18 protein-coding genes and 1 other RNA gene are annotated in these 18,740 nt (G+C 63.1%); 4 read left to right on the top strand and 15 right to left on the bottom strand.

Annotated features, from left to right (window positions below):
* Positions 1-2: 2 nt before the first annotated feature.
* From BM116_RS17380 to rsmI, 14 genes are all read right to left on the bottom strand, one after another.
* A complete protein-coding gene (locus BM116_RS17380) occupies positions 3-920 on the bottom strand; it encodes a D-alanine--D-alanine ligase (protein ID WP_083728265.1) in 918 nt (305 codons plus the stop codon).
* The gene (murC, locus tag BM116_RS17375) at positions 920-2,326 is read right to left on the bottom strand and encodes a UDP-N-acetylmuramate--L-alanine ligase (protein ID WP_083728281.1); all 1,407 of its coding nucleotides are present in this window, start codon (positions 2,324-2,326) and stop codon (positions 920-922) included. Before murC ends, BM116_RS17380 begins: the two co-directional genes overlap by 1 nt.
* A 34-nt stretch (positions 2,327-2,360) precedes the next feature.
* Positions 2,361-3,434, bottom strand: a complete 1,074-nt coding sequence (murG, locus tag BM116_RS17370) for an undecaprenyldiphospho-muramoylpentapeptide beta-N-acetylglucosaminyltransferase (RefSeq protein ID WP_083728266.1) — start codon at positions 3,432-3,434, stop codon at positions 2,361-2,363.
* Complete coding sequence (gene ftsW, locus BM116_RS17365) at positions 3,424-4,602, bottom strand: putative lipid II flippase FtsW (protein WP_083728267.1); 1,179 nt, start codon at positions 4,600-4,602, stop codon at positions 3,424-3,426. The genes murG and ftsW overlap by 11 nt, the downstream gene beginning before the upstream one ends.
* A complete protein-coding gene (gene murD / locus BM116_RS17360) occupies positions 4,599-5,948 on the bottom strand; it encodes a UDP-N-acetylmuramoyl-L-alanine--D-glutamate ligase (protein WP_083728268.1) in 1,350 nt (449 codons plus the stop codon). The genes ftsW and murD overlap by 4 nt, the downstream gene beginning before the upstream one ends.
* A 10-nt stretch (positions 5,949-5,958) precedes the next feature.
* Entirely contained in the window at positions 5,959-7,041 is a 1,083-nt protein-coding gene (gene mraY, locus BM116_RS17355) for a phospho-N-acetylmuramoyl-pentapeptide-transferase (RefSeq protein ID WP_083728269.1), read from the bottom strand.
* Position 7,042: 1 nt separating this feature from the next.
* Positions 7,043-8,431, bottom strand: coding sequence for a UDP-N-acetylmuramoyl-tripeptide--D-alanyl-D-alanine ligase (locus tag BM116_RS17350; protein ID WP_083728270.1), 1,389 nt, complete (start codon positions 8,429-8,431; stop codon positions 7,043-7,045).
* Positions 8,424-9,875 (bottom strand): UDP-N-acetylmuramoyl-L-alanyl-D-glutamate--2,6-diaminopimelate ligase, encoded by a 1,452-nt coding sequence (locus tag BM116_RS17345; protein WP_083728271.1) that lies wholly within the window; start codon positions 9,873-9,875, stop codon positions 8,424-8,426. Before BM116_RS17345 ends, BM116_RS17350 begins: the two co-directional genes overlap by 8 nt.
* A complete protein-coding gene (locus BM116_RS17340; RefSeq protein ID WP_083728272.1) occupies positions 9,872-11,617 on the bottom strand; it encodes a peptidoglycan D,D-transpeptidase FtsI family protein in 1,746 nt (581 codons plus the stop codon). Before BM116_RS17340 ends, BM116_RS17345 begins: the two co-directional genes overlap by 4 nt.
* Positions 11,614-11,919: a cell division protein FtsL gene (gene ftsL / locus BM116_RS17335; protein ID WP_083728273.1), complete on the bottom strand. Its 306-nt coding sequence runs from the start codon at positions 11,917-11,919 to the stop codon at positions 11,614-11,616. The genes BM116_RS17340 and ftsL overlap by 4 nt, the downstream gene beginning before the upstream one ends.
* Entirely contained in the window at positions 11,919-12,857 is a 939-nt protein-coding gene (gene rsmH, locus BM116_RS17330) for a 16S rRNA (cytosine(1402)-N(4))-methyltransferase RsmH (RefSeq protein ID WP_083728274.1), read from the bottom strand. The genes ftsL and rsmH overlap by 1 nt, the downstream gene beginning before the upstream one ends.
* Entirely contained in the window at positions 12,854-13,309 is a 456-nt protein-coding gene (gene mraZ / locus BM116_RS17325) for a division/cell wall cluster transcriptional repressor MraZ (RefSeq protein WP_083728275.1), read from the bottom strand. Before mraZ ends, rsmH begins: the two co-directional genes overlap by 4 nt.
* A gap of 299 nt (positions 13,310-13,608) precedes the next feature.
* Positions 13,609-13,965: RNase P RNA component class A (rnpB, locus tag BM116_RS17320), an RNA gene on the bottom strand.
* Positions 13,966-13,998: 33 nt separating this feature from the next.
* A complete protein-coding gene (gene rsmI / locus BM116_RS17315) occupies positions 13,999-14,856 on the bottom strand; it encodes a 16S rRNA (cytidine(1402)-2'-O)-methyltransferase (RefSeq protein ID WP_090475291.1) in 858 nt (285 codons plus the stop codon).
* A 141-nt stretch (positions 14,857-14,997) separates the two neighbouring features.
* Here rsmI and BM116_RS17310 point away from each other — a divergent pair, with 141 nt between their 5' ends.
* The 4 genes from BM116_RS17310 to BM116_RS17295 are packed head-to-tail and all read left to right on the top strand — an operon-like array spanning position 14,998 to position 18,363.
* The gene (locus tag BM116_RS17310) at positions 14,998-16,821 is read left to right on the top strand and encodes a penicillin-binding protein activator (RefSeq protein WP_083728277.1); all 1,824 of its coding nucleotides are present in this window, start codon (positions 14,998-15,000) and stop codon (positions 16,819-16,821) included.
* Positions 16,822-16,829: 8 nt separating this feature from the next.
* Complete coding sequence (locus tag BM116_RS17305; RefSeq protein ID WP_175494055.1) at positions 16,830-17,195, top strand: YraN family protein; 366 nt, start codon at positions 16,830-16,832, stop codon at positions 17,193-17,195.
* Positions 17,196-17,206: 11 nt separating this feature from the next.
* Positions 17,207-17,800, top strand: a complete 594-nt coding sequence (locus BM116_RS17300; RefSeq protein WP_083728279.1) for a phosphoheptose isomerase — start codon at positions 17,207-17,209, stop codon at positions 17,798-17,800.
* Positions 17,797-18,363, top strand: a complete 567-nt coding sequence (locus tag BM116_RS17295) for a BON domain-containing protein (protein ID WP_083728280.1) — start codon at positions 17,797-17,799, stop codon at positions 18,361-18,363. Before BM116_RS17300 ends, BM116_RS17295 begins: the two co-directional genes overlap by 4 nt.
* Before the next feature lie 142 nt (positions 18,364-18,505).
* Here BM116_RS17295 and BM116_RS17290 read toward each other — a convergent pair.
* The coding region (locus BM116_RS17290) for a transposase (RefSeq protein ID WP_175494053.1) at positions 18,506-18,740 on the bottom strand (235 nt) is incomplete at its 5' end.

Raw genomic sequence — 18,740 nt, 5'->3', positions numbered from 1 at the left:
CATCAGTTCAGGGTGCCAGCCAGAATGGCCAGTACCAGATCGCCAAAACTCAACCCCGTGGCCTTGGCCGCCATGGGCACCAGGCTGTGGTCCGTCATGCCCGGCACGGTGTTGACTTCCAGCAGGTAAAAGTTGCCCTGCTCGTCCTGCATCACGTCTACCCGGCCCCAGCCTTTGCAGCCCACGGCCTCGAAGGCACGCAGACTGAGCGCCTTGAGCTGCGCTTCCTGCTCGGGCGGCAAACCGCACGGGCACAGGTACTGGGTGTCATTGGCCTGATACTTGGCCTCATAGTCATAAAAGGTGTGCGGCGTACGCAGGCGGATCGGCGGCAGCGCCTGACCGTCCAGCACGGCGACGGTAAACTCGGCGCCCTGTATCCACTGCTCGACCAGCGCTTCGCTGTCGTAGGACTGCGCGCCCTGCCAGGCATCCTGCAGCTGCTGCAGACTGTCAGCCTTGGCCATGCCGATGCTGGAACCTTCGTGCAGCGGCTTGATGATCAGCGGCGTGCCCAGACGCTCGACAATCTCGGCACACTGCTCGCCATCACGCAGCATGGCGTAAGCCGGCGTCGGCAGGCCCAGGCTTTGCCAGATCTGTTTGGTACGCAGTTTGTCCATACCGATCGCCGAGGCCATGACGCCACTGCCGGTATAGGGAATACGCAAACTTTCAAGCAGGCCCTGCAGGCTGCCATCCTCACCGCCGCGCCCGTGTAGCGCGATAAACACCCGGTCCGGCCGCTCATTCAACAGCTGTTCGGCCAATTGCGCGCCAGCGTCGATGCCGTAGGCGTCTACGCCAGCGGCCTGCAGTGCAGCCAGCACGGCAGCACCGGATTTGAGGGACACCGCGCGCTCGGCAGAACTACCGCCAAACAGCACCGCTACCCGCCCGAATACAGATACGTCGGCCATCAGGCTTTACCCTCCCGGGAATGAGTTGCCAGGGCATCGGCCAACTGCACCGACAACCCGCCAATATCACCGGCACCCTGGGTCAGCAGGATGTCGCCCGGTTGCAGCACTGCTTCGAGCAGCGGCATGACGTCGGCATCACGCTCGACGTAGATCGGATCCAGCTGGCCGCGCTGGCGAATGCTGCGGCACAGGTGTTTGCTGTCTGCGCCCGTCACCGGCTCTTCGCCGGCGGGATAGACTTCCATCAGCAGCAGCGCATTTGCTTCACCCAGCACCTGCACAAAATCTTCGTAGAGATCGCGGGTACGGCTGTAGCGGTGCGGCTGATAGAGCATCACCAGGCGGCGTTCCGGCCAGCCGGCGCGCACGGCCTTGATCACGGCAGCCACTTCGCGCGGGTGGTGACCGTAGTCGTCCACCAGCATGATTTCGCCTGCACCCCAGCGGAAGTTGCCCTGTACCTGGAAGCGCCGACCAACACCCTGGAAACCGGCAAGACCGTCAACAATCGCGCGGTCAGACACGCCCTCGTCGGTGGCCACGGCGATGGTTGCCAGCGAGTTGAGCACGTTGTGAACGCCCGGCATGTTGACCGATACGTCCAGCGGCTCGCGCCCTTCACGCAGCACGGTAAAGAAGGTCTGCATGCCACGCTGGTGGATGTTCACGGCACGGATGTCGGCGTCTTCGGACTGGCCGTAGGTCACCACTTGCCGATTGATCTGCGGCAGAATCTCGCGCACGACCGGGTCATCAATGCACAGCACGGCCAGGCCGTAGAACGGCAGGTTGTGCAGAAACTCGACAAAGGTGCGCTTGAGTTTGCTGAAGTCGCCCTCGTAGGTCTCCATGTGGTCGGCATCGATGTTGGTAACGATCGCCACCATCGGCTGCAAATGCAGGAACGACGCGTCGCTTTCATCGGCCTCGGCCACCAGATAGCGGCTTTCACCCAGCTGGGCGTTGGTGCCGGCAGCGGTCAGCTTGCCGCCAATAACAAAGGTCGGGCTCATGCCGTCGGCAGCCAGCACCGAAGCAATCAGGCTGGTCGTAGTGGTCTTGCCGTGGGTGCCGGCAACGGCGATACCGTGGCGATAGCGCATCAGCTCAGCCAGCATCTCGGCGCGCGGCACCACAGGAATGCGACGCTCGATGGCGGCGGCTACTTCCGGGTTCTGCGGGTTGATCGCGCTGGATACCACCAGCACATCGGCTTCCAGCAGGTTCTCGGCACGATGACCGATGTCGATGCGCGCACCAAAGGACGCCAGTCGTTCGGTTACGGCGGAACGCTTGAGGTCCGAGCCCGACACCTCGTAGCCAAGGTTCAGCAACACCTCGGCAATACCGCACATGCCCACACCGCCAATACCAACAAAGTGGATATGGCGGATACGCCGCATGCCCGGCAGCGTGAAGGTGGCCTGAGTGGTTTTGTTAGTGCTCACGGGCAACCTCCAGGCAAGCACGCACGACGTCGGCGGTGGCGTTGGGGGTGGCTTGTTCACGGGCTCGTTGGGCCATCTGTTGCAGCTGCTCCGGGTTATTCATGTAAGTCGTCAGGGTATTGGCCAATTGCTCGGCATCGAGCTCTTTCTGGGGCATCAGCACAGCGGCGCCGCGGTCAGCCAGGTAACGGGCGTTGGCGGTCTGGTGATCGTCAATAGCGTGCGGCAGCGGCACCAGCAGCGAAGGCCGGCCAGCCGCGGCCAGCTCGCATACCGTCAGGGCACCGGCTCGGCAGATCACAAGATCAGCCCAGGCGTAGGCACCAGCCATGTCGGCGATAAAGGCTTCAACCTCGGCGCGCACACCGGCCTGCTCATAGGCTTCGCGCGCCAGCAGCAGATGCTGCTTGCCGCACTGGTGCACCACCTGCGGCCGCTGCGCGGGATCAATCTTGGCCAGCGCCGCCGGCAGTAGCTTGTTCAGCGGCATGGCGCCGAGGCTGCCACCCAGTACCAGCAGGCGCAGAGGACGGCTGCCGTCCCAGCTCAGCGCTGGCGTGGCAAAGATATCCTCACGCACCGGGTTGCCGGTGCTGCGGCGGTCTGCGCCTTCGGCAAAACTGCCGGCAAAGCCTTCACAGCGACGTTTGGCCAGACGCGCCAACAAGCGATTAGCGGTGCCGACCACGGCGTTCTGCTCGTGGATCACCAGCGGGATACGGCGCAGCCAGGCAGCCAGACCACCCGGCCCGGTGGCGTAGCCACCAGCGCCCAGTACGCAGATGGGCTTCAGCTGTTTCAGCAGCTTCAGCGACTGCCCCAGCGCGCGCAGGATGCGGAACGGCGCTTTCAGCAGATCCAGCTTGCCCTTGCCGCGCAGCCCCTGAATGTCGATGTAATGGATCGGGAAGCCAGCCTGGGGTACCAGGTCCACTTCGATACCGCGTCGGGTACCCAGCCAATGCACCTCATAGCCCTGCTCCTTGAGCAGACGCGCGCAAGCCAGTGCCGGGAAGACATGTCCACCGGTGCCGCCGGCCATTACCAGTACCTTATTGCTCATTGCTGGCCTCCTGGCGCGGTTGACGGCGCTCCCAGTCGATGCGCAGCAACAGACCGAGACAGATGCAGCAGACCACCAGCGAGCTACCGCCATAACTGAGGAACGGCAGCGTCAGCCCCTTGGTTGGCAGCAGGCCGATGTTGACCCCCACGTTGATCAGAATCTGGCCACACCACATGATTGCCAGGCCGTAAGCCAGATAGGCGTGGAACAGCATGCCCTCGCGCTCGGCAGCCAGACCCACGTACAGGCCACGTACCGCAACAAAGATCAGCAGGGCAAAGGCTGCCAGCGCACCGATCATGCCCAGCTCCTCGGCCAGCACGGCAAACACAAAGTCGGTGTGCGCCTCGGGCAGATAGAATTGCTTCTGAATGCTGTTGCCCAGACCAACGCCAAACCACTCGCCACGGCCAAAGGCGATCAGCGCCTGGGTCAGCTGGTAACCGGTGCCGTACGGGTCTTGCCACGGGTCGAGGAAACCGGTCAGGCGCTGCAGACGGTAGGGTTCGGCCCAGACGGCCAGCGCAGCGAGCGCGCCAAGCGAGCCGAATAGCAGCAGGAAGCGGAACAGCCCGACGCCGCCCAGGAACAGCATCCCGGTGGCCGCGCCCAGCAGCACCACAGTGGCACCAAAGTCCGGCTCGACAATCAGTAGGCAGGCCATGGGCCCAAGCACCATGAAGGGTTTGATAAAGCCGAACCAGGCCTCTTTGACCTCATCCTGGCGATGCACCAGGTAACCGGCCAGAAAGACCACGGCAAACAGCTTGGCCAATTCCGAGGGCTGAATGTTGATCGGGCCGACACCAATCCAGCGCCAGCTACCGTTCACCTCACGCCCAATGCCCGGGATGAGTACCGCCACCAGCAAGGCAAAGCCGAGGAACAGCAGCAGGAAGCGGAAACGCTCCCACACAGCCACCGGCACCGACAAGGTCACCGCCAGCGCGCCCAGGCCAACCAGCAGATAAACGATCTGACGGTTCATGTAGTACAGCGGGCTGCCAAGGCGACCGGCTGCGACTTCCATCGAGGCGGAAGTCACCATCACCAGCCCGAGCGCCAGCAGCCCAAAGGCCCCCACCAGTAGCGGCAGGTCCATATCAAAGCGGCGCGCGCCAAACAGCGGAGCAGCGGCCTCACGCAGGTTCAGAGACAGGTTCATGCGCCCAGCCTCCCGACCGCGTCGGCAAACAGCCGGCCCCGTTCTTCAAAGTTGCGGAACATGTCCAGGCTGGCGCAGGCGGGCGACAGCAGCACCAGATCGCCGGCTTCTGCCAGTTCAGCGGCCACGCTGACGGCGTCTTCGATTGAGCCGACACGGCGTTGCACCACCGCATCGCCCAGCGCGGCGCTCAACCGGTCAGCGTCACGGCCAAGCAGCACCACCGCACGGCAGTGCGCGGCAACAGGAGCCTGCAACGGCGCAAAGTCGGCGCCCTTGCCATCGCCACCGGCAATCAGCACCAGCTTGCCGTCCATGTCCGCAGCAAAGCCGTTGATCGCCGCCAGCGCAGCGCCCACGTTGGTTGCCTTGGAATCATCAAAGTACGCCACGTCGTTATGGCTGCCGACCCACTGGCAGCGGTGCGGCAGGCCGGTGAAGCTGCGCAGCGTATCGAGCATCGCAGCCATCGGCAGACCAGCCGCCTGCCCGAGCGCCAACGCCGCCAGCGCATTGGACTGATTGTGCGCGCCGCGCATTTTCAGCTCGCGGGTCGGCATCAGCGCCTTGAATTCATAAGCCAGCCAGCTCTCGCCGGCCTGCTCGATCAGACCAAAGCCCTTGAAGTCAGGACGCGACAGACCAAAGGTCAGTCGCGGCAGATCGTCTGCCACCAGCGGACGCGACAGCGCGTCATCGCGGTTCACCACAACCTGCTGCGCGCCGCGGAAGATGCGGTGCTTGGCCAGGTGATAGGTAGCCAGCGTGCTGTAGCGATCCATATGGTCTTCACTGATATTGAGCACGGTGGCGACCATGGCATTGAGGTTAGCCGTGGTCTCCAGCTGAAAGCTCGACAGCTCCAGCACGTACAGCTCCGGCTGCTCATCCAAAAGATCCAGCGCAGGCGTGCCCAGGTTGCCGCCCACCGCCACCTTGACGCCGGCTGCAGCGGCCATCTCGCCGACCAGCGTGGTCACGGTGCTCTTTGCGTTGGAGCCGGTGATCGCCACGATCGGCGCTTTGGCAACACGGGCAAAGAGTTCGATATCACCCACGATGCTGACGCCTGCCTTGGCGGCGGTCTGCAGTGCAGGCGTTGCCAGCGCCACGCCAGGGCTGACAATCAGTTCGTCGGCAGCACACAGCAGCGCCTCATCCAGCTCGCCGAGGTACAGATCAGCCATGGGGGCAAAACGCTTCAGCTTTTCCAGCCCGGGCGGGTTTTCACGGGTGTCGGCCACGGCAAAGGACAGGCCCTGGCCCGCCAGATAACGGGCGACCGAGAGCCCGCTACTGCCGAGCCCGACGATGATCCGTTTCTTGTCCGTGGTAATCAGTGACACGCCCTGCTCCTTAACGCAGCTTCAATGTGGCCAGACCGATCAGCACCAGTACGACGGTGATGATCCAGAAGCGCACAATCACGCGCGGCTCCGGCCAGCCTTTGAGTTCAAAGTGGTGATGGATCGGCGCCATGCGGAACACCCGGCGCCCGGTCAGCTTGAACGACGCCACCTGCACGATGACCGACAGCGTTTCGACCACGAAAATGCCGCCCATGATGAACAGCACAATTTCCTGTCGCACGATCACGGCAATCACACCCAGCGCCGCGCCGAGTGCCAGCGCGCCCACGTCGCCCATGAAGACCTGGGCGGGATAGGTGTTGAACCAGAGAAAGCCAAGACCGGCGCCCAGCAGCGCACCGCAGAAAATGATCAGCTCGCCCGCGCCCGGCACATAGGGGATCAGCAGGTATTCCGCAAACTTGGCGTTACCGGACAGGTAGGCAAAGATGCCCAACGCGCCGCCAACCATCACGGTCGGCAAAATGGCCAGGCCATCCAGCCCGTCAGTCAGGTTGACCGCGTTGCTGGAGCCGACGATGACGAAGTAGGTCAGCACGACAAAGAGCACGCCCAGCTGAAACTCGACCTGCTTGAAGAACGGCACGATCAGCGTGGTCTCGACCGGCGTCTTTGCCGCCATATAAAGGATGATTGCCGCTGCCAGACCAAAAACGGACTGCCAGAAATACTTCCAGCGCGACGGCAGGCCACGGGAGTTTTTCTCGATCACCTTGCGGTAATCATCAACCCAGCCCACTGCACCAAAGCTGATGGTCACGCCCAGTACCACCCAGACATACAGGTTGCGCAGGTCAGCCCACAGCAGCGTGGCGATGCCGATAGCGACAAGAATCAGCGCGCCGCCCATGGTGGGCGTGCCCTTTTTGGACAGGTGCGACTGCGGGCCATCGGTACGCACCGACTGGCCAATCTGACGCACCTGCAGGGTACGAATCATCCAGGGCCCCAGACACAGCGCGATAGCCAGCGCGGTCAGCACACCCAGAATGCCGCGCAGGGTCAGGTACTGGAATACCGAAAAGCCGGAGTAGTACTGCTGGAGAAACTCGGCAAGGAAAAGCAACATTTCAGCTGGCCCCGTTGTCGTTGTTGTGCGCGTCAGCCGGGGCCAGAAGGCCGGCGACGACAGTATCCATGCCCGCACTGCGCGAGCCTTTCACCAACACACGGGTGTTGGCATCCAGAGTGGGAGCCAGCGCGGCAACCAGCGCCTCGCGGCTATCGAACAGGCAGCCCTGCTCGCCAAAAGCATCAACGGCCAGGGCGGACAGCCGGCCGGTGGCATAAAGGGCGTCCAGGCCGACCTTGCGAGCGTGCTCACCAACCTCACGGTGGCTTTGCTCAGCCCACTCGCCCAGCTCGCCCATGTCACCCAGCGCCAGCACGCGGCGCCCGTCCAGGCTGGCCAGCAGGTCAATGGCGGCGATAACAGAGGCAGGGTTGGCGTTGTAGGCGTCGTCGATGATCTGCGCACCGCCCAGGCCGACCGCCCAGTTGCCACGACCATCAACGGGTGCCAGTGCAGCCAGGCCCGCGGCAATGGCGCTCAGGTCGGCACCAGCCTGCAAGGCGGCGCCGGCAGCGGCCAGCGCGTTGGCAACGTTGTGCATGCCGCGCAGCTGCAGCTGCACGGACACGCCACCTGCCGGCGTGATCAGGTTGAAGTGCGGGCGACCCTGCTCGTCCAGTTCAAGCGCCTCGGCGCGCAGCTGCGCGGTCGGATTCTTCAGACTGAAAGAGCTGGCGGTGCGGCGGCTGCCGAGCAACTGATACCACTGCTCGAACCAGGGGCTATCCAGGTTCAGCACCGCATGACCACCGGCCGGCAGCGCAGAAACAATTTCGCCTTTGGCCTTGGCAATGCTCTCTGGGCTGCCAAAGCGGCCAACGTGCGCCATCTCGGCGTTGGTCAGCACGCTGATCTGCGGCTTGACCAGGCCCATGCTGTAATTGATGTCGCCCACCTGAGCGGCGCCCATCTCGATGACCGCAAAGCGGTGCTCGCTGGTGAGTTGCAGCAGCGTCAGCGGCACACCCAGTTCGTTGTTCAGATTGCCGCGCGTGGCGAGTACCGGCCCGCATTCGCGCAGAATGGCGGCCAGCATTTCCTTGACGGTGGTTTTGCCGCTGGAGCCGGTAATGCCGATTACCGTGCCGGTGAACTGCTTACGCACCAGAGCGGCCAGGCTACCCAGCGCCAACTGGCAGTCATGCACCAGCAACTGCGGCAGCGGATCGTCCACCAGGTACTCGACCATCGCCGCAGCTGCGCCGTTTTCACGGGCCTGGGCAACAAAGTCATGACCGTTGCTGCGGCTGCCAGCCAAGGCAACAAACAGACCGCCACGCTCGACGGTACGGGCATCAATGCTGACGCTGTCAAAATGAGTATCGACCCCGTTCAGGGTCGCCATCAGGGGTTTCAGCAGGTCGCTCAGACGCAGCGCTTCAAGCATGGCTGGCCTCCCACTGCTGCAGAGCCTGACCGGCTTGTTCAATATCGCTGAAGGGGTGACGCACGCCGTCGATCTCCTGGTAATTCTCGTGACCCTTGCCGGCGAGCAGAATGACATCGCCGGTCTGTGCAGCAGCAATCGTCTGCGCGATTGCCTGTGCACGGTTGGGTATGACGGTCAACGCCTGCGGGTGTTCCGCGCCCTGACAAACTTGTTCAATGATCTGTGCCGACGCCTCGGTACGAGGGTTGTCGTCGGTCACCACAACTTTCGCTGCGTGCTGCTCGGCAATGCGCGCCATCAGCGGCCGCTTGCCGTTGTCGCGGTCGCCACCGCAACCAAACACGCAAATAACACGACCGGCCGCGTGCTCGTGCAAGGCGACCAGTGCTTTTTCCAGCGCATCCGGTGTGTGCGCGTAATCCACCACCACCAGCGGCAGCGCGCCGCCACCCAGGCGCTGCATGCGCCCTGCTGGCGGCAGCAGTGACGCCACCTGCGCCAACGCAGCGTCAGCATCCACTCCAAGCGCCAGCAGACTGCCGAGCACGGCGAGCAGGTTGCTGAGGTTGAAGCGACCGAGCAGCGGGCTGCGCAGGTTGAATTCTTTACCCTGAATGAAAAGGCGGGCACTCAGGCCCAGACTGTCGGATTGCACGTCGGCACAATACAGAGCAGCGCCGCTGTCCTGCAGGCTGAAGCCAATGACCGGGCAGGCGCAGCTGGCGGCCAGCTCGCGACCAAAGCGGTCATCCAGGTTGATCACCGCCGCACTCAGCGGGCGCTTGAACAGCTCGGCCTTGGCTTCACCGTAGGCCTGCATGCTGCCGTGGTAATCCAGATGGTCGCGACTCAGGTTGGTGAACACGCCGACCGCAAAGCGCACGGCCGCGACCCGCTGCTGATCCAGCGCGTGGGACGACACCTCCATGGCGACCTGACGCGCGCCCTCTGCCTGCAGACTGGCCAACTGGCGCTGCACGGCGAGGGCATCGGGGGTGGTCATGCCATGATCGATCAGTGCATCGGGGAAACCGCTGCCCAGGGTACCGATCACGCCACAGCGCGAACCCAACTGGTTCAGCGCCTGGGCCAGCATCTGGCTGATACTGGTTTTGCCGTTGGTGCCGGTAATGCCCACCACCTGCAGCGCAGCACTGGGCTGGCCGTAAAAGCGATCGGCCAACGCCGACAGCTGCTGGTGCAGGCCGCTGACCGCAAGCATGGGCACAGCCAGCGCCGGGGCACTGAAACCTTCCGGCTCAAAAGCAACCGCAACCGCACCCGCAGCAACCGCTTGCTCAATGTGGCGGCGGCCGTCGTGCTGGCGGCCAGCACAGGCCAGAAACAGATCACCGGCCTTTACGCGGCGGCTGTCCAGGGCCAGGCCCTGAATCTCGGTATCGGCCTGGGTCAGGTCAGGGAGCAACTGAGACAGCTTCATCCACGCCCCCCTTCCGCAGGCGGCGCGGGCAACTCTACCTGCTGCAGGCCGGCCAGGTTGTCCGGCGCGATGTTCATCAAACGCAGTACGTTGGACATCAGGCCGCCAAACACCGGCGCCGCAACCAGGCCACCGTAATAGCCACCTTCGCTTGGCTCATCGATTACCACAGCGATGGCGATGCGCGGATCGGTGCTCGGCCCGAAGCCGGCAAACAGTGAGCGATAGGAATCTTCGCGATAGCCCTTTTCAGAGGTACTGGCCTTACGCGCGGTGCCACTCTTGCCGGACACGTGGTAACCGGGCACACGTGCCCGGTAGGTGCCGCCGTCGGCCTCGATCACATTTTGCAGCATGGTCTGCACCATGCGTGTCGCCTCTTCGGGCAACACCTGTTCTCCAGCAGGCTGCTCATCTACCTGCAGCAGCGACATCGGCACCTTGCGGCCGTCGTTGGCCAGAATCGCGTAGGCTTGCGCCAGCTGCACGGCAGTAACCGACAAGCCGTAGCCGTAGGACAGCGCGGCAGTCTCAGCGGAGCGCCAGGTACGGTAGGTTGGCAGCTTGCCGACACCCTCACCCGGGAAGCCGACACCGGTGTACTCGCCCAGACCGACCGCCTGCATGGCGTCGTGCACGGCCTCGCCGCCGATATCCAGCGCTACCTTACTCATGCCGACGTTACTGGACTTGAGCAGAATGCCGCCCAGATCCAGCACGCCGCCCGGGGCGCGAGATACGTCGCGAATGGTGTACTGCCCGATACGCAGGGTGCCTGGATACACATTTACCTGATCGCTCGGTTTCCAGCGCCCGGTGGCCAGCGCCGCCGTCATGGAAATCGGCTTCATGGTCGAGCCCGGTTCGAACACATCGATCATGGCGCGGTTACGCATCATGCTGGGCTGCAGGTTGGAGCGGTTGTTCGGGTTGTAGGACGGGTGGTTGACCATGGCCAGCACCTCGCCCGTCTTCACATCCAGAATCACCACCGAGCCTGCCTTGGCGCCAAACTCCTGCATGCCCTCGCGCAGTTCGCGGTGGGCCAGGTATTGCAGACGCAGATCGATGGACAGGCGCAGATCATTGCCAGGGCGCGCATTGGCAACCACCTGCACATCCTTGATCAAGCGACCACGGCGATCCTGCAGGACCTGGCGGCGACCGGGCACGCCCTGCAGCCATTGGTCATAAGCCAGTTCGAGCCCTTCCTGTCCTTGCTCATCGACGTTGGTAAAGCCGACCAGATGGGCAGCGACCTCACCAGCTGGATAGAAGCGGCGGTACTCTTCAATGCTGTAAACGCCGTGCACATCCAGCGCCATCACCGCCTCGCCTTCCGCTGGCGTCATGCGGCGACGCAGGTAGATGAACTCCTTGTCGGCGTTTGCCTTGAGGCGCTCGCTGAAGGTAGACAGGTCAGTGCCCAGCGCAGCGGCAAGCGCCGGCCAGTGCGACTGCTGATCGATCAGTTGCGAGGGGTTGGCCCAAATAGTGAGCACAGGGGTGCTGACCGCCAGCGGCTCGCCGTTACGGTCGGTAATTTGGCCGCGATGGGCCGGGATCGGCACATGGCGCACGCTGCGCTTGTCGCCCTGGCTTTTCAGGAAGCCCTCGTCCAGCACGTGCAGCTCGGCAATCCGCCAGCCCACGGCCACGCAGCACAAGCCGAGCACGCCCACCACCAGGCGGAAACGCCAGGGGTAGAGGCTGCCATTGGGCTTGAGTGCGAACTTTCTCATGGCTGCACCAGAATCACGTCGCTGGGCTCGGGCACCTTCATGCCGAGCTGCTCGGTGGCAATGCGTTCGATACGGCTGTAGGCCGTCCAGGTGCTTTGCTCCAGCACCAGACGCCCCCATTCGGCCTGCGCTTTTTCACGCACGTCCATTTCACCGGCCAGCTCGTTCAGCAACTGACGGCTCCAGTGCGCGCTGAATGCAACCGCCAGCGCACTGACAATCACCAGCACCGCGACCAGCAGCAGCCAGCCGCTGCCGGCAGGCAGGCCTGAGCGGCGGGATTGGGGCGCCGGGGCGGTCATTAGCGTTTCTCCGCTACGCGCAGCACGGCGCTGCGAGCACGGGGGTTGGCGTCTACCTCGGCGGCACTCGGCTTGATCGCCTTGCCCACCAGGTTGATGGACACCGGGATATCGATATCGCGGATAGGCAGGTCGCGCGGAATGGGCGCGCCCTTGGCCTCACGACGCATGTACTGCTTGACCATGCGATCTTCCAGCGAATGAAAGCTGATCACCGCCATCCGCCCGCCAGGCGCCAGCACATCAAGCGCCGCGCGCAGGCCGTCAGCCAGGTCATCCAGCTCACGATTGATAAAGATGCGAATACCCTGGAAAGCACGGGTTGCCGGGTGCTTGCCCTTTTCCCAGGCGGGGTTGGCTTCTTTAATGACGGCAGCGAGGTCAGCAGTGCGGGTAAACGGCTGCTCGGCGCGGCGGGTTACCACAGCGCGCGCCATGCGCTTGGCAAAACGCTCTTCGCCGTACTCCTTGAGCACAGTCGCGATATCCGCCTCGCTGGCGCTGTTGATCCAGTCGGCCGCGCTCTGCCCCGCAGAGGGATTCATGCGCATGTCCAGCGGGCCGTCATTGAGAAAGCTGAAGCCGCGAGTCGGGTCATCCAGCTGCGGCGAGGACACGCCCAGATCCAGCAAAACGCCCTGTACCTGCCCGGCCAGACCGCGTGCGCGCAATTCTTCAGCCATCTCGGCAAAGGAGCGCTGTACAACGACAAAGCGGCCGTCTTCGGCCGCTAGCTGGTCGCCAACCCGGATGGCCTCCGGATCTTTATCGAAGGCGATCAACCTGCCCTCCGGCCCGAGCTGCGCAAGCAGCGCGCGACTATGCCCGCCGCGCCCGAAAGTACCGTCGATATAAAGGCCGTCAGCCTGAATGGCCAACCCCTCAAGCGCCTCGTTCAGCAGCACGCTGATATGTGAATAGCCGGTTGCGGCACTCATAGACTTAGCGAATGCAGTTGTTCCGGCAGTTCGCCGGGTTCCTGCGATTCGTCCAGATAGGCACTGGTGGTAGCCGTCCAGGCTTCTTCACTCCAGAGCTCGAATTTATTGATTTGCCCGACCAGCATGACTTTCTTATCCAGCCCGGCGTGTTCGCGCAGCAGCGGCGGAATAACAAAGCGGCCGTTGCCGTCCAGCTCCAGATCGTTGGCATTACCAATCAACAGGCGCTGCAGACGCTTGACCGCAGGATTCATGTTCGGCGCCTTACGCAGCTGCTCTTCGACCACTTCCCATTCATGCAGCGGGTAGATCCAAAGGCAGCGCTCTTCCAGCGCGATAGTCGCGACCAACTGCCCGCCACACGACTCCAACAGGCGGTCGCGGTAGCGCGCTGGCACCGCGAGTCGCCCTTTGGCGTCGAGATTGATGGCATTGGCTCCGCGAAACACGCTGCAGTCCTTTTTCCTTGGTTGGCGGTCGAAAGCGCCAAAATTTCCCACTTCGACCCACTTAACACCACTTTGCGACACTATAGAAATGCGCCCATACAGCGTCAATAGCCGCACAGAGGAAAAAACCCTTGCGTAGCAGTGGTTTAGCGCTATTTACCGGGAATGGGGATGCAAAGAGGGTATATAAGGGAGGACAAAAAACAGCCAAAGCAAAAAGATCGCCCCACAACTTAAAGTGAATTGTGAGGAATAAGATTTTTTTGCTCTAAAAGCGAAGGATGTCACACAGGAAAGAAATTAAGAGTTGGCCTGTAAGCCGGGTTCTGTCGAGGACAGTCATTCCTCTGGGATCGCCATCACTGACAACCTCTAGCAACCTACCCGAATCCAGTGCGGGCCACACCAACGGATTCCTATTTGGTCTTGCTCCGAGTGGGGTTTACCACGCCACAGACTGTTACCAGCTGCGCGGTGCGCTCTTACCGCACCTTTTCACCCTTACCGGCGCTTGCGCGCTTAGGCGGTTTGCTTTCTGCTGCACTTTCCGTAGGCTCGCGCCTCCCAGGCGTTACCTGGCACTCTACCCTGTGGAGCCCGGACTTTCCTCCATGACAGTGCTTGCGCACCACCACAGCGACTGCCCGGCCAACTCTCGGCGGCAAGAGTAGCGGCAGGCGCAGCCCCCGTCAACGCGCCGTGCCATCACCACGCTCAAGCGCTACCTGATAAAGCAGATTCTTGCGCACCCCGGTGATCTCCGCAGCCAGCCTGGCCGCCCGCTTGACCGGCAGCTCGGCCAACAACAAATCCAGCACATGCAGAGCCTGGGCGCTCACCTCGTCAGCCTCCGGCTCGGGCGCGCCCTCGACCACCAGGACGCACTCACCGCGCTGCTGGTCGGCATCCGCGGCCACCCAGGCAACCAGTTCATCCAGCGGCGCCGCATGCAATGTTTCAAAGGTTTTGGTCAGCTCGCGGGCCAACAGCACTCGCCGCTGCGCGCCCAGCACCTGCTGCATGTCCCGCAGGCAATCGAGCAGCCGGTGCGGCGCCTCGTACACCAGCCAGGTACGCGGCTCTTCAAGCAAGGCCCGCAGGCGCTGCTGGCGACCATGCGCCTTGGCCGGGAGAAAGCCCTCAAAGGCAAACCGGTCAGACGGCATACCGGCAGCGCTCAGCGCAGCAATCAGGGCGCAGGCGCCCGGCACCGGCGACACCTTTATTCCGGCCTCGCGGGCCTGACGCACCAGATGAAAGCCCGGATCGGAGATCAACGGCGTACCGGCGTCGGAGATCAGGGCGATATCATCACCGGCCAGCATCCGCTCGACCAGCCGTTGCCCCTTGTCTCGTTCGTTATGGTCATGACAGGCCGTCATGGGAGTGGCGATACCAAAGTGCTGCATAAGACGCGCACTGTGGCGGGTATCCTCCGCAGCGATCAGACTGACATCCCGCAACACCTGCAGCGCGCGGGGTGTCAGGTCCTGCAGATTACCGATGGGCGTGGCGACCACAAACAAGGTGCCGGCAGCGATGGTCATGGCGATTCCTGAAGCTGATTTGTGACGCATTGTACAGCAGGGGCCAGACAGTCGCCGCCCGCCTTGGAGATTGGCCAACGCGACGGCTACAATAGCGCCAACCAACCGTCTGCTTTGCCCGCACGTAAGGATACCCTCCGCATGCCTCGCACGCTTCGCCTGTCCGCCCTCGCCCTGACCCTGTCTGCGCTACTGGCGGGCTGCGCCTCCACGCCTCAGAGCCTCGACGACCTGCCGCGCACGCCACAGGCCTCGGTCGATGAAATCCTCAAGGACGCTGACCGCCGCGAGGGCGCCGAGGCAAACCTGCTGCGCCTGCACGCAGCCCAGACGGCGCTCAATGCCGGCAACCCCGAGCAAACCCAGAAGATCCTGCAGCGCGTCCCGCAAAGCGACCTGCCGACCGACCAGCAAATTCGGTTCAGCGAATTGCAAGCGACCAGCGCACTGGCACTGGGCGAGAATCCGCGCGCACTGCGCGCCATTCAGCACAACTCACTGCAGCAACTGGATTTGCGCCCCGTTGAAGAACAGCTGCGCATCCAGCAACTGCGCGCCGACATCCTGGAAGCCAACAACCAGCCCATCGAAGCCGCCCAAGAGCGCGTCTATATCGACGGCCTGCTCCCGGCCGGCCGCCAGGCCAGCAACCGCCAGGCCATCTGGGAAAGCCTGAGCGCCGCAGATACGGCCGCACTGCAACAAGCCAGCAAGAACGCCAGCGGCGACTATGCAGGCTGGCTGGAGCTGGCACTGATCACCCGCACCGAGCGCAATCTCGACCTGCAGATTCGTGCACTGCAAACCTGGAAGGAAGAACACCCCAACCATCCCGCTGCCGCCCAACTGCCGCAGCCGGTACAACAGATCGAATCGCTGCACGCCAGCCGCCCGACACACATTGGCCTGCTGCTGCCGTTCAACGGCCCGCTGGCCGGTGCCGCTCAGGCGCTGCGTGACGGTTTCCTGGCCGCCCAATACCAGGCCCAGAGCGAAGGCTTGGAACAGCCTCAGGTCACCCTGTACGACAGCACCCAGTACGCGCAAGTGGTTGATGCGCTCAACCAGGCGCAGAGCGAGGGCGTTCAGTGGATGATCGGGCCGCTGGAAAAAGACAAGGTAGCCCAGCTGGCAAGCGCCTCAAGCCTGCCCCTGCCCACGCTGGCACTGAACTACGCCGAGCAACCGGCCGCCGGCAGCACCTTCTACCAATTCGGCCTGGCACCGGAGGATGAAGCCCGCTCTGCCGCCCAGCGCGCCTGGAGCGACGGCCACCGCCGCGTTGCTACGCTAAGCACCCACGATGACTGGAGCCAGCGCGCCAACCGCGCCTTCATTACCGAGTGGGAAGGCATGGGTGGCAGCATCATTGGCCAGGAGCTGGTTGACCAGCCAGCCGCCGTCGCCAACCAGATGGGCGAGCTGCTGAAGATTCAGCAGAGCGAGCGACGCGCCAACCGCGTCAAGGGCATTCTCGGCAACGTCCTGACCCAACCGACGCCGCGCCAGGATCTGGATGCCCTGTTCCTGGCCGCAACGCCGCTGCAGGCACGCCAGATCAAGCCGACGCTGGCCTTCCAGTACGCCGCCGACCTGCCGGTCTATGCAACTTCTCACTCTTACCAGATTGACCCCAGCGGCCTGCAGAACGCCGACCTGGAAGGCCTGCTGATTGCCGAGATCCCCTGGCTGCTCGATCACAACGACCCGCTGTATGGCGCCGTCACAGGCAATTGGCCCCAGGCCAGTGGTGCCCTGGGGCGCCTGTACGCCATGGGCGTGGACACCCAGCGCGTGTTTGCGCGCCTGCCGCAAATGCGCCAATACCCGGATACCCGCATAGAAGGCGCCACCGGCACCCTCTCGCTGGATCAGGGTGGCCGCATCCAACGCCAACTGTCCTGGGGTGAAATCCAGAACGGCGTATTGGAGCCAGCCCCGGACAGCAGCGCCAACGCCCTCTGATGCTGCGCCTGACCAGCAGGCAAAAAACCGGTAATCAGGCTGAGCGCATGGCTGAACAAATCATGCGCCAGGCCGGTCTAAGCTGTCTGGCGCGCAATCACCGCTGTCGTCAGGGCGAGCTTGATCTGGTCATGCGTGACGGCGATACAGTAGTATTTGTCGAAGTGCGCTACCGGCAGCAAAGCCGCTGGGGCAGTGCAGCAGAGAGCGTCGGGCGCAGCAAGCAACAGCGCGTCATCCGCGCCGCCGAACACTTTCTGCTGACCCACCCCCGCCTGGCGAACCGCCCATGTCGCTTTGACGTCATTGCCGCCGAAGGCAACCCCGCGGATCCCTCTTCCTACACCTGGATCCGAGAAGCTTTCACTTGCTAGCGAGTTTCCCTATGGATATGCAACACCGCATCAGACAGCTGTTCACCGACAGCATCGAAACCAAAACCCGCGCAATGGAGGTGCTCTGCCCCAGCATCGAGCAGGCCAGCCAGCTCATGGTCAACGCCCTGCTCAGCGAAGGTAAGATTCTCAGCTGCGGCAACGGCGGCTCTGCCGGCGACGCCCAGCACTTCTCCTCCGAGCTGCTCAACCGCTTTGAACGCGAGCGCCCAAGCCTGCCGGCTATCGCCCTGACCACCGACAGCTCCACCATCACCTCGATTGCCAACGACTACAGCTACCAGGAAGTCTTCTCCAAGCAGATTCGCGCGCTGGGGCAACCTGGTGACGTGCTGCTGGCCATCTCGACCAGCGGCAACTCCGGCAACGTGATGCAGGCCATCCAGGCAGCCCACGACCGCGAAATGCAGGTAGTCGCCCTGACCGGGCGTGACGGCGGCGCCATGGCGTCACTGCTGCTGCCGGAAGATGTCGAAATCCGCGTACCGGCGCGATCCACCGCGCGCATCCAGGAAGTCCACCTGCTGGCCATCCACTGCCTGTGCGACCTGATCGACCGCCAGCTGTTCGGGAGTGAAGAATGATCAGAGCGTCCATTATTGCCCTGTCGCTGTTGCTCGCCAGTTGCAGCAGCGTACTGACCGCCACGCGTGACACACCGATTGAAGACAACCATGGCACCCGCACCTTCGGCAGCACCATCGACGACCAGTTGATCGAAACCAAGGTAGCGGTCAACGTCAACAAGGCCGATACCGCCATCGAGTCTGAAGGGCGCATTGTTGCCACCAGCTACAACGGCGTCGTACTGCTTGCCGGACAGGTGCCCCGTGGCGACCTGATCGCCCGCGCAGGCGAAGCGGCCAAACAGGTACAGCGCGTCAAGGTGGTACATAACGAGTTGACCGCCGGCCCGCGCCTGTCACTGCTAGCGCGCAACCAGGACGGCCTGATTACCGCCAACCTGAAAACCCGCCTGCTCACCGATGGCACCATTCCTGGCAGCCGCATCAAGGTGGTCACCGAGGCCGGCGTGGTCTACCTGATGGGCTTGGTTACCCACCATGAAGCCGACCTTGCCGTGCAGCAAGCGCAGCAGATCGGCGGGGTACAACGTATCGTCAAGCTGTTCGAATACCTCGACTGACAATACGCACCCCAGCTACAACAAAAAGCCCCGCATTTGCGGGGCTCAGACTGCTGACGAACCCCGCGTTTTCGCGGGGTTTCGTTTTTCTGGGGTGTTTGTAATGATTTTGCAGGTGTCGGGTAATTTAGCCTGCTAACCGCTAAAAACCGTCCGAGCAGCTCCATTTCCAGCCTCGCAGGCAAGTGCCGCGCCTTATCCCGGATTGCAGGCGTAAAAGCATCGCCAGCAGGCGGGCAATCTTCTTCATGTTTTGGCAGGCGGCTGCCAGCAGGCACTGTTTCATTACCTTGCGCAGTCCACGGAATCGGGCATAACGGTGCCCGTGCAGCTCCTTGGCGTCCGCAAAGCTGCGCTCGACGGTTTCCTTGCGCCTG

The organism is Halopseudomonas pachastrellae (assembly GCF_900114765.1).
Taxonomy (GTDB): Bacteria; Pseudomonadota; Gammaproteobacteria; order Pseudomonadales; family Pseudomonadaceae; genus Halopseudomonas; species Halopseudomonas pachastrellae.
Note: the sequence above shows the minus strand (reverse complement) of the source record. Positions and strands in the feature narration are given on the sequence as shown.